Origin of the sequence: Aliiroseovarius conchicola (assembly GCF_041403445.1) — a bacterium.
GTDB classification, from domain to species: Bacteria; Pseudomonadota; Alphaproteobacteria; order Rhodobacterales; family Rhodobacteraceae; genus Aliiroseovarius; species Aliiroseovarius conchicola.
Genome location: NZ_JBGEHL010000001.1, coordinates 318201 through 338479, shown reverse-complemented (window position 1 = coordinate 338479; position 20279 = coordinate 318201). Strand labels below are relative to the sequence as shown.

General features: G+C 56.5%; 19 protein-coding genes and 1 riboswitch. Of the genes, 11 read left to right on the top strand and 8 right to left on the bottom strand.

The window, feature by feature from the left end:
- Positions 1 to 11: 11 nt before the first annotated feature.
- The 5 genes from V6N04_RS01675 to V6N04_RS01655 all read right to left on the bottom strand — a co-directional run bounded on the left by V6N04_RS01675 (position 12) and on the right by V6N04_RS01655 (position 5221).
- Positions 12 to 962, bottom strand: a complete 951-nt coding sequence (locus V6N04_RS01675; RefSeq protein ID WP_371168376.1) for a DUF2927 domain-containing protein — start codon at positions 960 to 962, stop codon at positions 12 to 14.
- Between the two features lie 22 nt (positions 963 to 984).
- On the bottom strand, positions 985 to 2178 hold the full coding sequence (locus tag V6N04_RS01670; RefSeq protein WP_371168375.1) for a toxic anion resistance protein: 1194 nt from the start codon (positions 2176 to 2178) through the stop codon (positions 985 to 987).
- Between the two features lie 17 nt (positions 2179 to 2195).
- Positions 2196 to 3083 carry a 5-bromo-4-chloroindolyl phosphate hydrolysis family protein gene (locus V6N04_RS01665; RefSeq protein ID WP_371168374.1) on the bottom strand — a complete coding sequence of 296 codons (888 nt, stop codon included), beginning with the start codon at positions 3081 to 3083 and terminating at the stop codon, positions 2196 to 2198.
- A gap of 151 nt (positions 3084 to 3234) precedes the next feature.
- The gene (locus tag V6N04_RS01660) at positions 3235 to 4062 is read right to left on the bottom strand and encodes a TerC family protein (RefSeq protein WP_371168373.1); all 828 of its coding nucleotides are present in this window, start codon (positions 4060 to 4062) and stop codon (positions 3235 to 3237) included.
- A 97-nt stretch (positions 4063 to 4159) separates the two neighbouring features.
- Positions 4160 to 5221 (bottom strand): alkane 1-monooxygenase, encoded by a 1062-nt coding sequence (locus V6N04_RS01655; protein ID WP_371168372.1) that lies wholly within the window; start codon positions 5219 to 5221, stop codon positions 4160 to 4162.
- A gap of 149 nt (positions 5222 to 5370) precedes the next feature.
- Between V6N04_RS01655 and V6N04_RS01650 the strand changes: the two genes are divergently transcribed.
- Together V6N04_RS01650 and V6N04_RS01645 are read left to right on the top strand one after the other, a co-directional pair.
- Positions 5371 to 7056: an NAD(P)H-dependent oxidoreductase subunit E gene (locus tag V6N04_RS01650; protein ID WP_371168371.1), complete on the top strand. Its 1686-nt coding sequence runs from the start codon at positions 5371 to 5373 to the stop codon at positions 7054 to 7056.
- Between the two features lie 132 nt (positions 7057 to 7188).
- Positions 7189 to 7824: a lysoplasmalogenase gene (locus V6N04_RS01645; protein WP_371168370.1), complete on the top strand. Its 636-nt coding sequence runs from the start codon at positions 7189 to 7191 to the stop codon at positions 7822 to 7824.
- Here V6N04_RS01645 and V6N04_RS01640 read toward each other — a convergent pair.
- Complete coding sequence (locus V6N04_RS01640; protein ID WP_371168369.1) at positions 7821 to 8567, bottom strand: BUD32 family EKC/KEOPS complex subunit; 747 nt, start codon at positions 8565 to 8567, stop codon at positions 7821 to 7823. The two genes, V6N04_RS01645 and V6N04_RS01640, sit on opposite strands and share 4 nt — an antisense overlap.
- A 110-nt stretch (positions 8568 to 8677) precedes the next feature.
- Here V6N04_RS01640 and ftsY point away from each other — a divergent pair, with 110 nt between their 5' ends.
- The 3 genes from ftsY to V6N04_RS01625 are packed head-to-tail and all read left to right on the top strand — an operon-like array spanning position 8678 to position 11501.
- Positions 8678 to 9973: a signal recognition particle-docking protein FtsY gene (ftsY, locus tag V6N04_RS01635; RefSeq protein WP_371168368.1), complete on the top strand. Its 1296-nt coding sequence runs from the start codon at positions 8678 to 8680 to the stop codon at positions 9971 to 9973.
- A gap of 7 nt (positions 9974 to 9980) precedes the next feature.
- Positions 9981 to 10883 (top strand): EamA family transporter, encoded by a 903-nt coding sequence (locus tag V6N04_RS01630; RefSeq protein ID WP_371168367.1) that lies wholly within the window; start codon positions 9981 to 9983, stop codon positions 10881 to 10883.
- Positions 10884 to 10892: 9 nt separating this feature from the next.
- A complete protein-coding gene (locus V6N04_RS01625) occupies positions 10893 to 11501 on the top strand; it encodes an inner membrane-spanning protein YciB (protein ID WP_371168366.1) in 609 nt (202 codons plus the stop codon).
- Positions 11502 to 11575: 74 nt separating this feature from the next.
- Here the strand turns inward: V6N04_RS01625 and V6N04_RS01620 are convergent, their stop codons facing one another.
- Complete coding sequence (locus tag V6N04_RS01620) at positions 11576 to 12277, bottom strand: glutathione S-transferase N-terminal domain-containing protein (RefSeq protein ID WP_371168365.1); 702 nt, start codon at positions 12275 to 12277, stop codon at positions 11576 to 11578.
- Positions 12278 to 12403: 126 nt separating this feature from the next.
- Positions 12404 to 12482: riboswitch (SAM riboswitch) on the top strand.
- 73 nt (positions 12483 to 12555) lie between these two features.
- Here V6N04_RS01620 and metZ point away from each other — a divergent pair.
- The 4 genes from metZ to V6N04_RS01600 all read left to right on the top strand — a co-directional run bounded on the left by metZ (position 12556) and on the right by V6N04_RS01600 (position 16786).
- The gene (gene metZ, locus V6N04_RS01615; protein WP_371168364.1) at positions 12556 to 13737 is read left to right on the top strand and encodes an O-succinylhomoserine sulfhydrylase; all 1182 of its coding nucleotides are present in this window, start codon (positions 12556 to 12558) and stop codon (positions 13735 to 13737) included.
- 84 nt (positions 13738 to 13821) lie between these two features.
- Positions 13822 to 14925: a GTP cyclohydrolase FolE2 gene (folE2, locus tag V6N04_RS01610; RefSeq protein WP_371168363.1), complete on the top strand. Its 1104-nt coding sequence runs from the start codon at positions 13822 to 13824 to the stop codon at positions 14923 to 14925.
- A 102-nt stretch (positions 14926 to 15027) separates the two neighbouring features.
- Positions 15028 to 15255, top strand: a complete 228-nt coding sequence (locus V6N04_RS01605) for a DUF1127 domain-containing protein (protein ID WP_371168362.1) — start codon at positions 15028 to 15030, stop codon at positions 15253 to 15255.
- An 82-nt stretch (positions 15256 to 15337) separates the two neighbouring features.
- A complete protein-coding gene (locus V6N04_RS01600) occupies positions 15338 to 16786 on the top strand; it encodes a TrkH family potassium uptake protein (protein WP_371168361.1) in 1449 nt (482 codons plus the stop codon).
- A gap of 9 nt (positions 16787 to 16795) precedes the next feature.
- On the opposite strand, the gene V6N04_RS01595 is transcribed toward V6N04_RS01600, so the two are convergent.
- The gene (locus tag V6N04_RS01595; RefSeq protein ID WP_371168360.1) at positions 16796 to 18601 is read right to left on the bottom strand and encodes a serine protease; all 1806 of its coding nucleotides are present in this window, start codon (positions 18599 to 18601) and stop codon (positions 16796 to 16798) included.
- A gap of 265 nt (positions 18602 to 18866) precedes the next feature.
- Here V6N04_RS01595 and V6N04_RS01590 point away from each other — a divergent pair, with 265 nt between their 5' ends.
- On the top strand, positions 18867 to 19814 hold the full coding sequence (locus V6N04_RS01590) for a glycine--tRNA ligase subunit alpha (RefSeq protein WP_371168623.1): 948 nt from the start codon (positions 18867 to 18869) through the stop codon (positions 19812 to 19814).
- Complete coding sequence (locus V6N04_RS01585; protein ID WP_371168359.1) at positions 19811 to 20278, top strand: DUF6446 family protein; 468 nt, start codon at positions 19811 to 19813, stop codon at positions 20276 to 20278. The genes V6N04_RS01590 and V6N04_RS01585 overlap by 4 nt, the downstream gene beginning before the upstream one ends.
- Position 20279: the final 1 nt, after the last annotated feature.

Below are 20279 nucleotides of genomic sequence, written 5' to 3'. Positions count from 1 at the left end.
TGGGGTGTCGGTCATACTGAGCCGCCGGTCAATTCGACGGCAATTTGTTTTACAATCGGACGGGCCTCGTCGGCGATCATGCCGGGGCGCAGCCGTTCGTCATAAAGCATGCGAAGTAGGTTTTCGTCATGTGTGGTGAGTAGCCCGAACTCTTCATCGTCGTTGAAGATCGATGGCCGGGCCGAGGGGCTGTCGTTGGACAGACCCAAACCTTGGGCGACTTCTTCATGAATGCACGATGCCCGCATGAGCTTGGGATGTTCTGCGCGGATGATGGCAACCGCCTGATCAAACACTCCGTTGTCCTTGGGGTCACGCCCAAAGACAAGGCAATAGGTGTCGCGGGGCATATTGATCACCGCGCGTTGACTTACCGGGCTGATACCCGGAACGATGCGCTGAAGTTCGGGACCAAACGCCTTTCGCTCGTCCTCGTTCAAGACGTATACCGCGAAATTCCCTTTACCATTTGTAAGGCTGATCGGGTGGCCTGTAACACGTGCCAACCGGCGTAGATATTGCGATAGCAGCGACCGATCATGCGTGCGTTCGCTTGGCGGAACAGACAATCCAAACCGTAGGGAAACCCGTACCGGTTCTTCCCAACGTGTCAGTCGAGAGGCGCGTTCGCGTGCAATCAGTTTTCCGCCTGATGGTGAATATTCCTGAAAAAACGCGATCCGTTCGAAGTTTCGGGCAAGCATCGCAGCGCTGAACGGAACGTCGGCACCGCCACCATCCGTGCGCAGCAATCCTTGGGTCAAGAGGCTGCGTTGAACACTTGCATAATAGACACCAAGAGCTTTGCTTTCTGCACTTGGTTCTTGCGGCGCAGCATCGGTCCGTGGCTTGGGCGTGGGTGAAGTTTCTGGCCCAGCCCCCGGCAAGGGCGTCTGACACGCCGAAAGTGCCAGCGTTACCGCCAGCACTCCCATAGCTGTTTTAAGCGCGTTCAGGCGCATGTTGCCCCCATGTTCACCCGTGTCAGCTGTTTGACACGGCCTCGGCGATGTTGTGGCCGGACGCTGTGCCGCGGGCTTTCGCAGCGGACAGAGTGTTTTTCAATTCGGCTTCCATCTTGATCAATTCTTCTTCGGCAGCCGCACGGTTGGCTTTGCCTTCGTCCGCGATGGCAAGGCTTTCCTCGATCGTTGCGATCAGGGTGGCGTTGGCAGATTTCACGGCTTCGATGTCGAAAACGCCGCGCTCCATTTCTTTGCGCACCATGCGGTTGGCTTCTTGCAGATTTTCCGCGTTGGCTGTCAGAAGCTCGTTGGTCAGATCGGTGGCGTCCTTGACTGCAGCGGCGGCCTCGGCAGAGCGTTGGATTGTCACGGCCTGCGCCAGTTGCGTTTCCCAAAGTGGCACAGTGTTCACGAGGGTCGAGTTGATCTTGGTCACCAACGACTTGTCGTTTTCCTGAACCAGACGGATCGACGGCAGAGACTGCATTGTCACTTGGCGCGTCAGCTTCAGATCGTGTACGCGGCGTTCCAAATCGTCACGCGCAGCGCGCAAATCGCGCAATTCCTGTGCTTTTATCACGCCCTGATCTTCTGGCGCATCGGCCACTTCAGCCTCTTTCGCTGGGATTACATTGTCATCGAGTTCGGCCAGCTTGGCCTCTCCAGCCGAGATGTAAAGCGCAAGCTCATCATAGAACTCGAGTGTCTTTTCATAGAGCTTATCGAGCGATTTGATGTCTTTCAAAAGCGTGTGCTCGTGACCTAGCAGATTGTCGGTGATGCTGTCGATCTGGCCCTGAACATCCTCGTAACGTGCCATGAATTTCGCGGCAGGCGCCATGCGGCCTAGAAGTTTTTCCCACCAGCTGCGCTCGCGTCGCATGTCCATTTCACTAATCGAAAAGCCACGGATCGTGGTTACGATATTGCGCAAGCCGTCCCCTGCGGGGCCTACATCCTTGTTGCGCACACCCGCCAACATATCTTGACTGATCACTTGCAATTCGGCTTGCGCTGCGGATCCGAACTCGATGATCGACTGGGTGTTCTCCATGTCGATCTCGTTCATCCGCTTTTGTATGGCCGCTGTGACCTTCTTGTTGGCCTTTTCCAACGGGATAAGCGCGGTCGATGGCTCTGGCAGCACGACGGCTGTCACTTCTTCGATGTCTTTCAGGGCAGCTTCGGCCTGTTGGCGGGTCGTATTGGTCATTGAAAAGTCCTCACAAGTTACTCCATGCGCACGCCTTCGCGTGCCAATCTCTCGCGCAGGACTTCGATTTCAACGTCAAGGTCTGTGCGATCATCGCTTAGGAATTGCTGGGTTTTAGCCGAAAAATTGGCCTCGAGATCGTCCAGCAGGGTTTCATAGTCGGCCCGTGCGCCCCCAGATGGATCGCGCATGTAAATGTCAACGAACTTGGCCGTCGCATCACGTGCACCCAACAGGTAGACGCCCAGATACTTGCGCGCAGCCGTTAAGTCGCGCGGGTCATCTTCGACAGTGCGAAACATATCGCGGGCGGTGGTTGTAAACTGCTCTAGCCGCGCATCAAGGTGGCGGTCTTTGGTGCGCCCGATGGCCTGTTTCATGGCGCTCAGGTGCTTTTCAGCTTCGTTGACCGCGCGGGCAACGCGGTCGGTCTGGAATTCGTCAATATTATCCATGCCCTTGTGGCGCATTGGGTCAAGACCGAAGGCAAGCATATGCAGCCCGAACCCAAACGCGCCGAACACGCCCGAGGTCAGCATTGCGCCATCAACCGATGCAGCAACAAACACGCCAAGACCTGTCAGGATGGACCCAAACAGCTTGCGCGGCATGGCCGGTCGGCGCGCAATTTTGCGGGCATCGTATTCTTCTTGTGCCAGCACGCCCTCGCGGGTCAGCCATGCAGCAGAAATCAGGATGCCAAACGCCAACAGCCGGAGGATCAGGCCATTGGGGGTGCTGAAAAATGCGAGAAATGCCAGCGGAAGCGGCGCGAGGAACAACAGGTTGACGCGTCCACCCGCACGAGTGCGCGATTGGCCGTGATAGGGCGAGCGAGGCGGTGTTTTTCCCTTCTCGTCCCCGTTTCCCTTTGGACTGTATTGCCCGCCATAGCGTTGTGACATCACGCGCCCCCTGTGATCGAAACATAGAGGATCAACGCGACAAGCACGAAAAATGCAGTTTTCTGTAATCCGGTCTCAGACACGTCTGGCTCCTTCCTCGGTCGCCACGTCAGTTGCAATATAGGGGCACGCGGCCATTATCGCTATGGGTTTATGAATGATCTTGGCTTTGGGCGGCACGACGTTCAGCGGCCAGTTTGCGGGAATAACCCGATTGGATCGCCTCGACGACAAACAGCACGATGACGGAAAAATAGAAGGTGGTCTTGGACATTGGGACGAGGTCGTAGCCCATGAGTTTGATTTGCAGGCTGTCATCATGCATTGCGTGGGCCGCAGCAGGTCCAGCTTCGCCCAGTAAGACAACACCGACAATCAGTAGGATAAACAGGCCCAGCACCTCGTACATACGGTTTTTTTCAAGGAATTTTGTAACGCCGTCTGCCAACAGCAGCATCGCAAGACCGGATATCAAGATAGCGGCGGCCAGAACAGGGAAGACGTCTGTAATTGCGAGGGCAGACAAAACGCTGTCGAAGCTGAAGATCAAGTTCATGAACACAATCATCAAAACGACCCTAAAGGCAGATTTGCCGGGTTTGTTCCCAAGATCGGTGTGCAAATGATCGACAGACAACAAGTGGCCGATTTCTTTCACTGCAGTGTAGATAATGAATATACCCCCGAGGACAAAGACCAGGGTGGCGAAATTCACACCGCCTTCGATGATACCGGGCATGTTGAAGGTGAAAAACGGGGCTGAAAGTGCACCGATCAAGTGGATCATAGTGAAAAGCAAGACAACGCGCAGAGCGACTGCAATGATAATGCCCCAAAACCGGACAGACTTTTGGTGCGCAACAGGCGCGCGCTGGCTTTCAATCGAGATGTATAGAAGGTTGTCGAATCCCAACACTGCTTGCAAGAAACACAACATCAGCAAATTGCCCATGTTTTCAAACGTCAATAGATCGACCATACGCCCCTCCGAATTTCAACCTGGTGCAGCATAATGGCGGGCAAAAACTGGGCAAGGGGGAAAGACAGCTCCGCTTTCTCCTTAGATGCGCGGCCGGTCAGGTCGGCTGATCTTGTTGTTTATGCCATCTCTTGAGGGTTCGACCCATAACACGGTTCCAAAGCGGTGGGACCAACGCAATGGTCGCCATCATTGGCAGCGAATAGGGCAGGATCGGGGCCTCGCCTTCACTTGGCGGCGCAAGCGATGGGTAGGGGCGCATCGGATGGGCGTGATGATCCGAGTGTCTTGGCGCGTTCAACATCATATGGCCGGTAAACCAATGGGGCGCGTTCCAACTGTGTTTGGGCCCAACAGGCTCGTAGTCTCCTTCCGAATTCTTGCTTCGCAGAAGGCCGTAGTGCTGAACATAATCAGATAACAGCAGCTGAATTTGCGCGTGAAGGCAAAGCAGGACGTATCCGATCAATCCGCCGATACCTCCTATAACCGCTGCAAGGACCAGCATCACAAAGCCGCCAAGGACATATATATAATACGGATTAAGTCCGGGCTTAGATCGGCGCTGAAGATCTTGCTTCTCCATCTCGTAACCAGCCACGAATGAGCCAATCCAAGCGTCAGCCACAAAATCATAGAAGCTGTCGCCTTCTTGCGCCGTATTTGGATCATCTGGTGTGGCCACCCATCGGTGATGAACCTTCGGATGAGCCGAGGCATGATGCCCAAACAGTAGCGAGATATAGACCCATTTGCCCAACGTCCGCAGCGCCCAATTACCTCGGTGAATCAGTTCGTGCGCGTTGGAGTTCGAAACTTGTCCAAAAAACAAACCCGCCGCCAGAAAGACCAAAGCCGTTGCGCCTATGGTCAGACCCGTACCGCCGCTTAGGGCAAAGACAATCAGCGCGAGCAGCGTGAAATGCAGCAAGCCGAGGGTAACAGACAGTATATCTGCGGCGCCCTTCGTTTCGTCCTCTTGATGGGTGGGAGCAGTGCGGGAGATGACAGCATCAAGCCCGTAAGCCAGTGCGGTCATGTAGATCAGAGCTGCGATTGCAAAGAAGCCCCCGAAGACGGCACCCAGTGCGATCAGCAGGATCGGCGCCAGAGTGGCGAGCGCGTAAACTCTTAGGGGATGGGAAAAAATTCCGGACATAGCGAACCGCGCGCAGGATCAGTGGCAAGTTGTTAAGACTATCAGCGAATTCACCACTATGCGCAATCCGCCATGTGTATGTCGCTTTTGGATAGCGCCCGGGTTTCGCCTCTGGCTATGTTGAGCGCGAATAGAGATTGGGGTTGGCCATGGCGCTGGACGAAAAAAAAGGTATCTGGAAGTCAGGTAAGGGCAAGGGTCGCCACAGACCCAAAGGCCGCCAGATTGACCCGGATGCGCTGGCTGAAGTGCAGGACCTGCTTGGGGATCGGCCCCGTCGCCGCGATCTGTTGATTGAGTTTCTGCACCTAATTCAAGATCACTATGGCCAGCTGTCCGCCGCGCATATTCGCGCGCTGGGCGTAGAGATGAAAATCGGTCAGGCTGAAATTTACGAAGTCGCCAGCTTCTATGCGCATTTCGATGTGGTGCGGGAAGGCGAGACACCTCCACCCGCATTGACCATCCGTGTTTGTGACAGCTTGTCCTGCGAACTGGCCGGGTCCGAGGCGTTGCAAAAAGCGCTTGAGGATGGGTTGGATGCCTCCGAGGTGCGTGTCGTCCGTGCGCCCTGCATGGGCCGCTGTGATACGGCCCCGGTGCTCGAAATTGGTCACAACCACATTGACTACGCCACACCTGAAAAGGTTCAGGCCGCGATTGCTGCTGATGACACCCATGCGCATGTGCCTGACTATCAGGGTCTCGCGGCCTATCAGGCCGAAGGCGGCTATGCCCAACTGAGCAAGCTTCGCGAAGGTGGCGACTGGAAGGCTGTGCAAGAGACCATCTTGTCAGCGGGTCTGCGTGGCCTAGGTGGCGCTGGATTCCCATCGGGCACCAAATGGGGCTTTGTACGCGCCAATGAAGGCCCGCGATACCTTGCCGTGAATGGCGATGAGGGCGAACCGGGCACGTTCAAAGACCGCTACTATCTTGAACGCACCCCGCATCTGATGCTCGAAGGTATGCTGATCGCAGCCTGGGCAGTCGAGGCCGAGACCTGCTTCATCTATATGCGCGACGAGTATCCGGCGGTGCTGGCGATCCTTGCCGATGAAATCACGGCGCTGGAAAAGGCCGGGATTGTCGAACCGGGCTATATTGACCTGCGGCGCGGGGCGGGGGCTTATATCTGCGGCGAAGAAAGCGCGATGATCGAATCGATCGAAGGCAAGCGCGGCATTCCCCGTCACCGGCCACCATTTGTGGCGCAGGTTGGTATCTTTGACCGCCCAACGCTGGTGCATAACGTCGAGACGCTGCACTGGGTTGCGCGCATCATGCAAGAGGGTCCAGAAATTCTGACCTCGGTTGAGAAGAACGGCCGCAAGGGCCTGCGCAGCTACTCGGTATCTGGGCGCGTTGCCAATCCGGGTGTGCATCTGCTGCCCGCCGGGTCGACCATCACCGACATCATCGAGGCCTGTGGCGGTATGGCCGATGGGCACGCGTTCAAGGCGTATCAACCGGGCGGACCATCCTCGGGCCTGCTGCCCGCATCGATGAATGACATCCCGTTGGATTTCGACACCTTGCAACCGCATGGCACCTTTATCGGGTCAGCCGCGGTCGTTGTGTTGTCTGATCAAGACAGTGCCAAAGATGCAGCCCTGAACATGCTTCGCTTCTTTGAGGATGAAAGCTGCGGGCAATGTACGCCTTGCCGGTCGGGCTGCGAGAAAGCGGTGAAGCTGATGCAAGCAGATCAGTGGGATCAAGGCCTTCTGACAGAGCTATGCACGGTGATGCAGGATGCGTCGATCTGCGGACTGGGGCAGGCGGCACCTAACCCTATCCTGCTGACCATGAAGCACTTCGCCGACGAGGTTTAGTCGCGGCCTTCAGGCAGCGGCTAAACTTCCGCCGACGTCAAGCTTGACCAAATACCCCTTGCCGCGCATCGCTGTGGCAGGGGGTCACGCGTGATCACCGACTATTAACGCAGCGCGAGGTATAAGCGGATCATGTCTCAACTCGTTTTCGTCTCGGGCCTTGTTGTCGCAATGGCCTACTTTCCGCGCACGTCCGCACCGGCGAGTTGGCCAAGGTCGATCATCAAAACGATCCCACTTCTGCTCTTTGCGGTTGCGGCTTATCTGGGGGGCGCAGGGGTGTTTCTGGTGGCCGGGCTGTTCCTATCGGCGCTTGGTGATTTTGGATTGTCGCGTGACGGTGACGGCCCATTCCTTTATGGCCTGTCTGCCTTCGCTTTGGCGCATGTCCTTTATATCCTGCACTTCCTGACCCTGTCAGAGGCCCCATTCTACGAGGCGTTTGTCTCCACTCCGATAGCCGCGATCGCTTTGGTGGCGTTGATGGTGTCAACCGAGCTGTGGCTGGCCCCGTTTACAGGTGCACTTCGCTGGCCGGTCCGCATCTATGTGATCATTATTGGCGCAATGGGACTAACCGCGCTGGCACTCCCACTTGGTTGGAGCCTGTTGGGGGCCATGCTGTTCATCATCTCTGACGTGATCTTAGCGATTGAGCTTTTTCGAATGTCTGAAACCAACCGTCATCGAAAGTTAGCCGGATACGCGATTTGGTCGTTTTACATTGCAGGTCAGGCTCTGATTTTGTGGGGTGGTCTAACGACCTAACTGACGCCGAATGATTTTAGTGTAAAGGGAATCGCCTTGAATTCCATCGCGCCAGCTCGGTTGCCCCATTGAAGCGGTTTCGTGACGACATCAATCCAGCGCATTTTCCGACACCAAGCCGACGCTCGGTCCCAAGTGCCGGTTTCGTCAAACCTGCGATAAGCGGCTGCTGCTGCGTCCGCCTCTGGGCTGTCTTCGGGTAAGAACGCATAGCAGGAATGGATCATGATGATCAGATCCTGCATGTGCCCTTTGGGTGTGTTTCTGGTCGGTGAATACCGCTCGAAATCCAGAAAAACCAAGTTGGTCCCGTCCCAGCACATGTCCTTGATCGCAGGACGCCCATGCGTCAGGCCCTTGGCGTGCATGCGGGCAAGTTGACGGCCTGCTTCGGTGAAAGCTGCAATCCGTGCCGACGGATCCTGGGTTTGTTGTACAAGAAGATGGGACAGTGTTTCGCCACTGTCCTTGGTGACAATGTAGTTCTCGCCCTCAGCCACGATTTCTGGCACGGGAACGCCGGCATCGGATAGGGCATGATGGCCGGTGCGATCGGCCTCAAACGCCAGCTTGGGGTCGCCTTTTTGTATCCGCCAACGAAGCGATAGAGTCTCGCATTTCTTCGCCCAATAGCGTTCATCGCGATGCTTGATCTGCGTTATACGTGCCTTTGGATCGGCCAGAAACAAATCAAGCTGATGCTGTAATGTCGGGTCAGCGAACTGGGTGTCGTGGCGTGTCATTTGGGTAATGTAACCCGACGCGGTCCGGTGGTTAAAGCGCCTTTCGCGCTGCCCCTTCCATCCGCTGCCTTTGTGGCTTACTTGGGTAGGAAGTGATCAAGAGGGCGTACATGGCTTTTTTCTCGAAACTTAAGGAACGTTTGTTCAAATCCTCCTCCAAACTGGAAGAAGGATTGGAGGCTATTGTCGAAGATGGTGGCGAAGAGGAACAGCTTGAGGCCGTGGACGAAACTTCGGTCGGAGATGTTGCGCCAGAAAAGGTTGACGCAGAGCCCGCCCCCGAAGATGTAATTCCTGAGCCTGAGCCTGAGCCTGAGCCTGAGCCTGAGCCTGAGCCTGAGCCTGAGCCTGTTGCGGAAATCGTTGAAGTTGAAGAGATTTCACCGGAACCGGAACCGGAACCGGAACCGGAACCGGAACCGGAACCGGAACCGGAACCGGAACCGGAACCGGAACCCGTTTCAACCTCTGAACCCGCCGCTATCGATCTCAGCGAGGACACACCAGCCCCAGCCGCCAAACCCGGCCTGCTGGGCCGCATGTTCGGACGTCGGGAAACGAAAACTATCGTGCGACGGACGGTTGACGATGATATGCTGGAAAGCCTCGAAGACTTGATGATCACGTCCGACATGGGCGTTGACACCGCTATGCGCGTAACCGCCAACATCTCGGAAAGCCACTTCGGCAAGAAACTCTCGGTGGCCGAGATCAAATCCGTCCTTGCCTCGGAAGTCACGCGCATCATGGAACCTGTTGCGGTCCCGATGCCGCTTTACCCCAAACGTCCGCAGGTCGTTTTGATTGTCGGTGTCAATGGCGCGGGCAAGACCACGACCATTGGCAAACTCGCCAGCCAATTCACAGCGGCTGGCAAGAAGGTCGTGATCGCGGCTGGCGATACGTTCCGGGCGGCAGCTGTTGAACAGCTTCAGGTCTGGGGCGAACGCGCGGGCGTGCCCGTTTTGACCGCGCCCGAGGGGTCGGATCCCGCCTCGCTGGCTTTTGATGCTATGACGCAGGCTGAGGCGGACGGCGCCGACCTGTTGATGATCGATACCGCGGGGCGTCTGCAAAATCGGACGGATCTGATGGAGGAACTGGCCAAAATTGTCCGCGTCATCAAGAAAAAGGACGAAACTGCGCCACACAACACGTTGCTCGTTCTGGATGCGACAACGGGCCAGAATGCCCTGTCCCAAGTTGGGACGTTTCAGGATTTGGCGGATGTCTCCGGCCTGGTGATGACCAAGCTGGATGGCACTGCGAAAGGTGGCGTGCTGGTCGCTTTGGCCGACAAATTTGCACTGCCCATTCACGCGATAGGCGTGGGCGAGCAAATCGACGACCTCGCCCCATTTGACCCAGAAGAATTCGCGCGCGCCCTGATCGGCATCACCGAGTAACGACGGCATGAGCGATTGGCTCATATCGTTGGAGGGCACCGAGGCGGGGCACCGTCTGGCCCTCCTACTGGCGCTGTTTGCGGCATTTCTGCACGCATTGTTCGGCGCGCTTCAGAAAGGAAGCCACGACCCATGGCTGTCGCGCGGCGCAATTGATCTGTCCTATGGACTGATCGCTGCCCCCTTCGCTTTGTTCGTTGTGCCGTGGCCTGAACCGCATATGTGGCCCATCTTTGCGGTGATCTTCCTGATCCATGTGGGCTATAAACTCGCACAAAGTTACACATATGCGCTGGGCTCGTATTCTGTCGTCTACCCGGTCGTGCGTGGCACGGGCCCCCTTTTTACCGTCATCGGGGCGGGCTTTCTGTTCGGTGAGACATTCACGGCTATGCAGTGGGTGGGGGTGGCCACATTGGTCGCCGGGATATTTTCGCTCGCTGTCTATAACTTGCGACACTGGCAGATGGGCCGGGATAAGCTGAAACCCGCGCTTGCCATGGCAGTTCTGACCGGGCTTTTTGTGGCCGCTTACACCACATATGACGCCTACGGCATTCGAGCCACTGCCAACCCATTCACTTTCCTCGCTTGGTTTTTCTTCATCGACGGTTTCTTCATGCCCATGGTGGCGGCGTTTCGTTGGCGAAACATGCCGACGCGGCCAAGACTTGCCCCTTTGGCAGGCCGGGGAATAATTGGCGCTTTTGTGGCTTATTTCAGCTTTGGTTCGATCATGCTTGCCACCCGATTGGACAGCGTTGGCGAGGCCGCCGTCCTGCGCGAAACATCCACCGTTTTCGCCGCTCTTATCGCGTGGCTCGTGCTGAATGAACGCGTCGGACCCAAGCGCCTGACGATGATGGGTTTGATCGCCGCGGGCGCTGTGATAGTCGAGATGAGCGGTTAAGGAGGCTCCATGTCCGAGAAACACGTAAACCCGACCCTTAGGGGCGCGCTGGAATATGGCCCGATCATTCTGTTCTTTGTGGCCTACACATTTTTGAAAGACCGCTCCTTTATGGTTGGCGGCACCGAGTATTCGGGCTTTGTGGCGGTAACCGCGATGTTCATCCCGGTTCTTGCCCTTGCTACTCTGGCAATGTGGAAGCTCACGGGTCACCTGTCGAAAATGCAGATCATGACCCTTGTGTTGGTCGTCGGATTCGGGGGCCTTTCGATCTGGTTCAACGACGAGCGCTTCTTCAAAATGAAGCCGACGATGATCTATCTGCTCTTCGCGGGTATTTTGGGCTTTGGCCTGATGCGCGGCACCAGCTATCTGGAGGCCGTGATGGACAAGGCCCTGCCGCTCGAACGCGAAGGTTGGATGATCCTCACCAAACGCCTCGCACTATTCTTCGTAGGTCTTGCCGTCGCGAACGAGGTGATCTGGCGCATGATGTCCACCGATGCTTGGGTCAATTTCAAAACCTTCGGCCTGCCGCTGGCCATGTTCGCCTTCTTTATGACGCAGGCGGGCCTGTTCAAACGCTTCGGCATAGACGAAGACACCAGCGAAAGCTGACGCCTAATTTTCTTTCCAGAAATATCCTGGGGAAGTTTGAAAGCCGCACGGCTCTCAAACTGGGGCAAAGCCCCTTATCGCTTGAACAGCAAGTCCTGCGCCTTCTTATCCGTTTGCAGATTCCCACGTTGTTCAGCGGCAACAGCACGACCCCTCTGTACGGCGGGCCGTGCGCCGATTTCATCTAGCCAACGCGCCAAATGCGGCTTGTCGTCAAGCGTTTGCTCCTGCCCTTCCCAAAGCGATGCCCAGCCCCAACAGGCCATGTCCGCAATCGAATAGAAGTCTCCGGCGAGATAACGATTATCTGCAAGCTGGCGATCCATGACACCGTAAAGCCGCCCAGTTTCAGCGCGATAACGATCTTTCGCGTATGGAAGATCATGGGGCGGATCCATGGAAGGGGCGTATTTCAGGAAGTGGTGCGCCTGTCCAGCCATCGGCCCCAGCCCGCCCATCTGCCACATCAGCCACTGATCGACGGCCACGCGTGCGCGCTCGGTCTCTCCACAAAATTTACCGGTTTTGCGAGCCAGATATTGCAAGATCGCGCCGCTTTCGAAGATCGCAATTGGCGCACCATCAGGCCCATCAGGGTCGATGATTGCGGGCATCCGATTGTTGGGCGCGATTTTCAGGAAATCCGGTTCGAACTGCTCTCCGGCCCCGATGTTCACCAGCTTCACCTCGTAAGGTAGCTGCATCTCCTCCAGCGCGATTGAGATTTTCCATCCATTGGGCGTGGGCCAGTAGTAAAGCTCTATCGGGTTGGGCATATCGTTCCTCCTGTCAGAGCGCTTAGGATGACAGGCCGGACCCAAATGGCAACCACGCAGATACGGGGGGCACTTCACGATCCAGCGATCATGTTGATGTCTTGACGCTTTGTTCGACAAGGTCTAGGGCTAGCGCGTGGCGATTTGTACACCGGATTGCGGGCCACGTTAAATAATCTGCTAAAGAGGTCAGGGACCTTGCGGGCAAAGTGCTTCGCAAAATTCACCCCCGACGCTCGTGATGCGGTGGGGGTTTTTTTGTGCGAAAGGAACGCGCGATGACAGACTGGACAAACCGGACCAAGGCGGTTCATGGCGGCACGCGCCGCAGCCAGTACAACGAGGTAAGCGAGGCGATCTACCTGACCCAAGGGTTCGTCTATGACAGCGCCGAACAGGCCGAAGCCCGCTTTATCGAAAGCACGCGGGAAGAGTTCATCTATGCCCGCTATGGCAATCCTACTGTCGCTATGTTCGAAGACCGTATGGCGATGCTTGAAGGGGCCGAGGACGCCTTTGCAACAGCCTCTGGCATGGCTGCTGTCAACGGCGCGCTGATGTCGATCCTGAAGGCTGGCGACCATGTGGTTGCCGGGCGCGCGCTTTTTGGCTCATGCTTGTTTGTCCTGGAAGATATTCTGGCGCGATTTGGCGTGGAAATTACGCTTGTTGATGGCACCGATCTGGATGCGTGGCGCGCTGCGGTCCGACCGGATACCGCGGTGTGTTTCTTTGAAAGTGTGTCGAACCCTGCGCTTGAGGTCATCGACATCGAAGGTGTCAGCAAGATTGCCCATGCGGTCGGCGCATTGGTGGTGGTCGATAACGTCTTTGCAACGCCGGTCTTTAGTCGCGCGATCTCGCAAGGTGCGGATGTTGTCGTTTACTCGACCACGAAACACGTGGATGGGCAGGGACGTTGCCTTGGCGGCGTTGTGCTTGGTACGCAGGACTACATCCGCAAAACGCTTGAGCCTTATCTGAAACATACCGGCGGCGCGATGAGCCCGTTTAACGCGTGGGTCATGCTCAAAGGCCTTGAAACGATGGAGCTTCGTGTGAAAGCACAGGCGGCCTCGGCGCTGGACATTGCGCAGGCTTTGGACGGACATCCCAAACTCTCAAGGGTTATTCATCCGCTTTTGGACAGCCACCCAGACAAAGCCCTTGCTGAACGACAGATGGTCGGCGGTGCGGGCACGGTTCTGACGCTGGAACTTGTTGGTGGCAAAGACGCTGCGTTCCGGTTCCTGAATGCGCTCGAGATTGTTCTGATATCGAACAATCTTGGTGACGCCAAGTCCATCGTGACCCATCCGGCCACGACAACTCACCAGCGTCTATCCGATGAGCAAAAGGCGCAACTGGGCATCACGCCCGGTCTTTTGCGCCTGTCGATCGGCCTTGAAGACACACAAGACTTGATTGCCGACCTTATGAGAGCCTTGAACGCGGCCTGATTTGTCGCATCTCGTGCATCGCGTTTGGAGAATCCCTGTCACACTCCTATGTTATCGGGGTGCGACAGGATCGGAGGGTCCACGATGAACCAGATGAAGCGCAAGGGCGGTGATGCGCCAACGGAAAAAGCCGCGCGTGATGCGCTGAATGTGCTACGCGATTGGGCGGCCGAGGCTGATCCCGTTGAAGTGGCAAAGCTTGATCCCGCGATTGCACGTCTTCTTCCGGGGGCGGAGCTGTCGAACTATCCGGACCTCAATCGTGACTATCCAGCCGATTTCGCGGTTGATGACGCTTATCGCGCGTCTATGCCCGACCTTCAGAATGGCCCTGCCAGCCTGATCCAAGGCGCCAAACGCCATATTCAGCATGTCGGTATTTCAAATTTCCGCCTACCGATCCGATATCACACACGCGACGGCGAGGATGTGACGTTAGAGACATCGGTGACCGGCACCGTCAGCCTTGAGGCAGGCAAGAAGGGCATCAACATGTCGCGCATCATGCGCAGCTTCTATGCGCATGCCGAAAAAACCTTCAGTTTCGATGTGATCGAGGCCGCGCTGGACGATTACAAAACCGATCTTGAAAGCCTGGACGCGCGCATTGAAATGCGCTTTTCCTACCCGGCTAAGGTGGAAAGCTTGCGATCTGGCCTAACGGGCTATCAGTTTTACGATATTGCGCTGGAATTGGTTGAACATCGCGGCAAGCGTCGCAAGTTCATGCATCTTGACTATGTTTACAGCTCGACCTGCCCCTGTTCGCTGGAGTTGTCCGAACATGCGCGCCAGATGCGAGGGCAACTTGCGACGCCGCACTCCCAACGATCGGTGGCGCGAATTTCTGTTGAGAAGGTGAAGCAGCCTCAGACGCTTTGGTTTGAGGATTTGATCGATCTGTGCCGGGCCGCTGTTCCCACCGAAACTCAGGTGATGGTCAAGCGCGAAGACGAACAGGCCTTTGCGGAATTGAATGCTGCCAACCCGATTTTTGTTGAGGACGCCGCGCGCTTGTTCTGTGAGCATCTGCAAGAGGACGCGCGCATTGGGGATTTCCGCATTGTTGCCAGTCATCAGGAAAGCCTGCACAGCCATGATGCTGTGTCGATCCTGACCGAAGGCGCGACCTTTGAAGCCGAAAGCCTTGATCCCAAACTGTTTTCCACGCTGTTCCACGTCGGATAGTGTTGCAAGGCGGGGTTGCGTCTAACGCATTGGTAAAGTCACGTTGCCTGACCTATCTTTGGGTCAGGGAGGAAACCAACAACCATTTCCATGGGGTTTCCAATGGCTACGCACACTACAAACATCCGTGTCGAGCGTCGCTCGATCACCGCAACACTCTGGTCTTGGATGACGGCTTTCGGGCACGCCATGATGCGGGCCAGTGAAAACAGCTCGCGCATGCGAGACGTTCAAGCACTTGAAGCACGCAGTGACGCCGAGTTGGCCAAACTGGGGCTTTCCCGCGCGGACATCCCGCGCCATGTGTTCCGGGACATGCTCTATATCTGATCAGGCACAGCCGCGCGGAAGACGCATCGGCAAGGCCATCTGATCCTTGACAGTCTGGGCGCGGGGGGCCAACCCTGCGCCCATGTTCGATTTGCGACCCGTCGTATATGTCACCGGCCTGTTGGTCGCAGCACTTGGTATCACCATGCTGATCCCTATGGGGGTCGACATGTATTATGGCAGTTCTGACTGGGCGACATTTCTTGAAAGTGCAGTGATCACCACACTTGTAGGGGGGTCCATGGCCTTGGCGACTGCCAATGGAGTTGGGCGTGGGCTATCCATCCAACAAACCTTCCTTCTGACCACCGGCGTTTGGGTTGCTTTGCCGATCTTTGGGGCGTTGCCTTTGGTGTTATCAGACATCGGCGTACGCCCGGTCGACGCGTTTTTCGAAGCAATGTCAGGGATGACCACCACGGGCGCTACTGTGCTGAATGATCTTGACGAGATGCCAAAGGGGCTTTTGTTCTGGCGCGCGCTTTTGCAGTGGTATGGCGGTATCGGGATCATCGTTGTTGCGATGGTATTTCTGCCGGAGCTCAGGGTTGGTGGTATGCAGATCTTCCGCTCGGAAGCCTTTGATACTATGGGAAAAGTATTGCCCCGCGCCGCCGAGATTGCACGCAGGATCAGTCAGATTTACGCGGGGCTTACGATCGTTTGCATCATCGCGTATCTTGCTGTCGGATTACCCCCGTTCGAGGCAATCTATCACGCCATGACCACACTTTCGACCGGCGGGTTTTCGTCGCGAGATGCATCGTTTGGCGCATTTCAAGGTGCGCCGGAGTATGTCGCATCCTTCTTTATGATCCTCGCAAGCCTTCCGTTTGTACGCTACATCCAATTGATCAGTGGTACCGCGAAACCCTTTTTCAGAGACCCGCAAATCAGAGCCTATCTGGCGACGATTCTAACCGTTACCATCATGATGACTCTCTATCGCCTGATCGCCAATGGCGACCATTTGGAACACGGGTTTCGAGAAGGTATATTCAATGTCACCTCGATCATAAGCGGGACAGGATATGCCAGTGTTGACTATCAACTTTGGGGCCCGTTTCCCGTCGTCATCTTCTTTTTTCTCGGTCTGATTGGTGGATGTGCGGGATCGACGGCGTGCTCGATCAAGATATTCCGTTATCAACTGCTCTTTTCTGCGATTCGGGCCCAGATCAGCTCGATCCACTCGCCACATGGCGTCTTTACACCTCGGTACGCAGGACGGCGGGTTGATGACGGTATTTTGTCATCTGTCATGGGGTTTTTCGTCTTCTTCGTCGTGACGCTTGGAATTATCGCCGTGCTGCTTGGTATGACGGGGCTGGACTTTATCACTTCGGTATCTGGTGCCGCGGCAGCACTTGCCAATATCGGGCCAGGGCTTGGCGACATCATTGGTCCTGCTGGAAATTTCTCGGGGCTGAGTGATACCGCCAAATGGATATTGTCCGCCGCGATGTTAATCGGGCGTCTTGAACTTCTGGCGGTATTTGTTTTGTTCACCGTCACGTTCTGGCGCGGCTGAACGCGGGCGCTAGTTCCAGCAGCTCACCAGCACGGTCATGTCGGATGCGCGAGCGCTGAGGTCAACCGGATCGAGTGACGCGACCACTTCCGTCGCATCCGGCACGACGCCGTTTTCCGACAGGAACGAGGTGACAGCCCCCGCATCCCGCGCAAAGCTTACCCCATCGGGAAGGCTGCGCCCGTCCGACGATTGCCCGGGCAACAACATGCCTGTCACAGCGCCGCCTGCGTCCAAAACTGGCCCGCCAGCATCGCCGGGCAGGGCGGCCAGTGTCAGGCGGTTCACGCCGTCTTCACCGTTCAAGCCCACCAGTTCAGATAGTGTACCAAAGGTCAGGCTTGGGGCAGTCAAACGGCCCTCATAGGAATACCCGGCCACTGCCACGTCCGATTTCAGCCGTGGATCGACCGATAAGAACGAAGCGTGCGCGATCGGTGCTAATGGTGTTGTCGGCTTCAAAAGCGCAAGTCCGCGCTTCGCATCTGTCGCCAGAATCTCGGCGTTGTAGTCGTCGTTGATCGAGATCCGGCTGCAACTTTGCACAGCCTCTGTCGTGGTCAGGATGTTGCCATCTCCGTCAACATAAAACCCCGAGCGGGACAGGTCCGGCGAGCGGATTTCCAGACCTGACAACAAATCAAGGCTTTGCGTCGATGCATCAAGCCCTGCATCATCGGCCAGTGCCTTTGATCCCAGCGAGGCAAAGCTTGCCTTCATATCGCCCAGTGCAAGATCACGGCGCTTGTCATCGCCCCGCGGCCAAATCAGAGTGAACCCTTTTATGGTGCCGTCTTCAAGTTTAGCTTGGGTGTAAGACGAGATCTTGGCGTCGCTTCCTTCAATGGTAAACGATGATTTGCGCCGTTCGCGGGGTCCGTCCACAGGGACGATTTCCAATGATTGAAGGATGTCATATAGGCCGTAAAGTGTGTTCTGATCACCGGTCTGGCTGATCAGCACCAGCTTGACGCCGCTGTCATTCAGCGTGTCGAAATGGATGAATGGGGCCTCGTAGCGGTCAAATTTGACCATGGCGCCGGGGATGCTCATGGCTATTCCGGCTTGGTCGTCTGCGTAAGGCTGCATTCCTAACGAAGCAATCACGGCGCGATAGCCGTCCAGCAGTTCCTTGCGCTGACGCGTGGTCAGGACGCCCGTAGCATCGTAGCCGCGATCCAACTGCCACGCGGCCATGGACCGACGTGTGCCCGCACCAAAGGCCCCATCGATAGCGGAGGTGTAGTAGCCATCCCACTTCAGTGCGACTTGCAAGGCTTTTCGCCCATCGCGGTCCAACAACCGCTCGCCATCCAATGCCTCACGCTTGGTTTCATCACGCGGCGCTTCGGGTTGTGTCAGAATTGCTTGCGCGTTGGGCTGAGCAACCGAGGCAAGCTGGTCAGTATCCTCTGGTGCGGCTGGGATCACTGGTTGAGTGGTTAGGGCATTTGCCCCAACGGGCCAGAACTGTTGGCGTAGTTCGCCCGAGAATGTGATGAAACTATCACGCGGGATCACCCCGGCGTTCTTCAGCGATCGCAATTGAATTGCTGCGGCGTCTTCGGTGTACGGTCCAAGAACGATGGCATACCAATTGCCGGATAGACGAAATCCGTTCACGCCCTCCAACCGGCTGGCATAGTTGCGTACGCGCGCCTCTGCCTCGCGCAGGGTGGGTTGGGCCTCTATCTGAATCCAGCGCAGGTTCTCGGCCTGTGATGCGACTACATTGGCTTGTTGTGCGTGCGCCAAAGGGGAAATCAGGCTGGTTGAAAGTCCTGTCAAAAGGGCTGCGGCAATGCGTTTGGTCATATATCCTCTTGGCCCGATGGCGCGTGTTGGGATTCTGTTGGAGCAAATAACACAATTCGCCCTGCGTCGGTCAATAACAGGTTGGCAATATGACAGTTTCCGCGGGCGGGTCCAGCAGGTTGGGTCGCTTTGGCAACAAACGCGTGCCAGTGGGGTGGCAACTGCAGCAGCTGGTCGTTGCGATGTGCCGTTTCACGCGTTGACCCTTTGGGGGGCAGGCCGTATTGAGGGCAGATATTCCGGCAACGACCAGACGGGCAATTCCATGGCCAAAAGCGACACGAGACCGCAAAGCTTTCAGGAGATCATTCTTCGGCTTCAAACTTATTGGGCCCAGAAGGGCTGCGCGGTATTGCAGCCTTACGATATGGAAGTGGGCGCGGGTACGTTCCACCCGGCGACAACATTGCGTTCGCTCGGATCGCAACCATGGGCCGCAGCCTATGTACAGCCCTCGCGACGTCCGACGGATGGCCGCTATGGTGAGAACCCGAACCGCTTGCAGCACTACTATCAGTTTCAGGTGCTGATCAAACCCAGCCCGCCTAATCTGCAAGCGCTGTATCTGGGATCGCTTGAAGCCATTGGCATCGACATGGACATGCACGATATCCGTTTCGTCGAGGACGATTGGGAAAGCCCGACGCTTGGCGCTTGGGGGCTTGGCTGGGAGGTATGGTGCGACGGTATGGAAGTCAGCCAGTTCACTTATTTCCAGCAAGTCGGCGGCTATGACTGCCACCCGGTCTCGGGCGAATTGACCTACGGGCTGGAACGTCTTGCGATGTATATCCTTGGCGTGGATCACGTCATGGACATGCCGTTCAATGCCCCGGATGCGCCCATCGCACTGAATTATGGCGACGTATTCAAACAGACCGAGGAAGAATACGCTCGTTGGAACTTCGATGTGGCCAACACCGACGTGCTGCTGCGGCATTTTGAAGAGGCCGAGGCCGAGTGCCAGACGATCCTTGATCAGGAGCACATCGACCCCAAAACTGGCAAGCGTATCGTGATGGCCCACCCGGCCTATGACCAATGCATCAAAGCTTCGCACCTGTTTAACTTATTGGACGCTCGCGGTGTGATCTCAGTCACCGAGCGTCAGGCCTATATCGGTCGGGTGCGGGCCTTGGCGAAACTCTGCGCCGATGCATTCGTTCAAACCCGCGCAGGCGGTTGGACCGAAGGCGGCGAGGACGCGGCGTGAGCGGCAAGATCATAGGGACATTTATCGTGGTAACGGCACTTATCGCAGGTGTGGCCATCTACTGGTTACAACTCTACGCATTCTATGACGAGGTGTCGGCAGACGCACCGCTTCGCATGACCAATGTGGTCACCGGCGAGCCCGAAATTGTGCTTTACGACAGCTTCGAAGGGATCGATGCGAACAGTTCGCCCTTGCGCTATCGTGGGTGCTTCACCACCTCGATGAGCCTTGCCATGTTGACCGAAACCTTCGAAATTTATGACGAGGCCACACCCCTGACCGCCCCTGGCTGGTTCGACTGTTTTGACGCCGTTCAAATCGGCGCAGCATTAGAAAACGGCGAGGCCGTGGCCTTTCTTGGCGAACGCAACATTCAGGACGGGGTTGACCGCGTGGTCGCTGTTTTCCCCGATGGCCGGGGCTACACCTGGCACCAGCTGAACGAAAAATATAGCGAGTAAG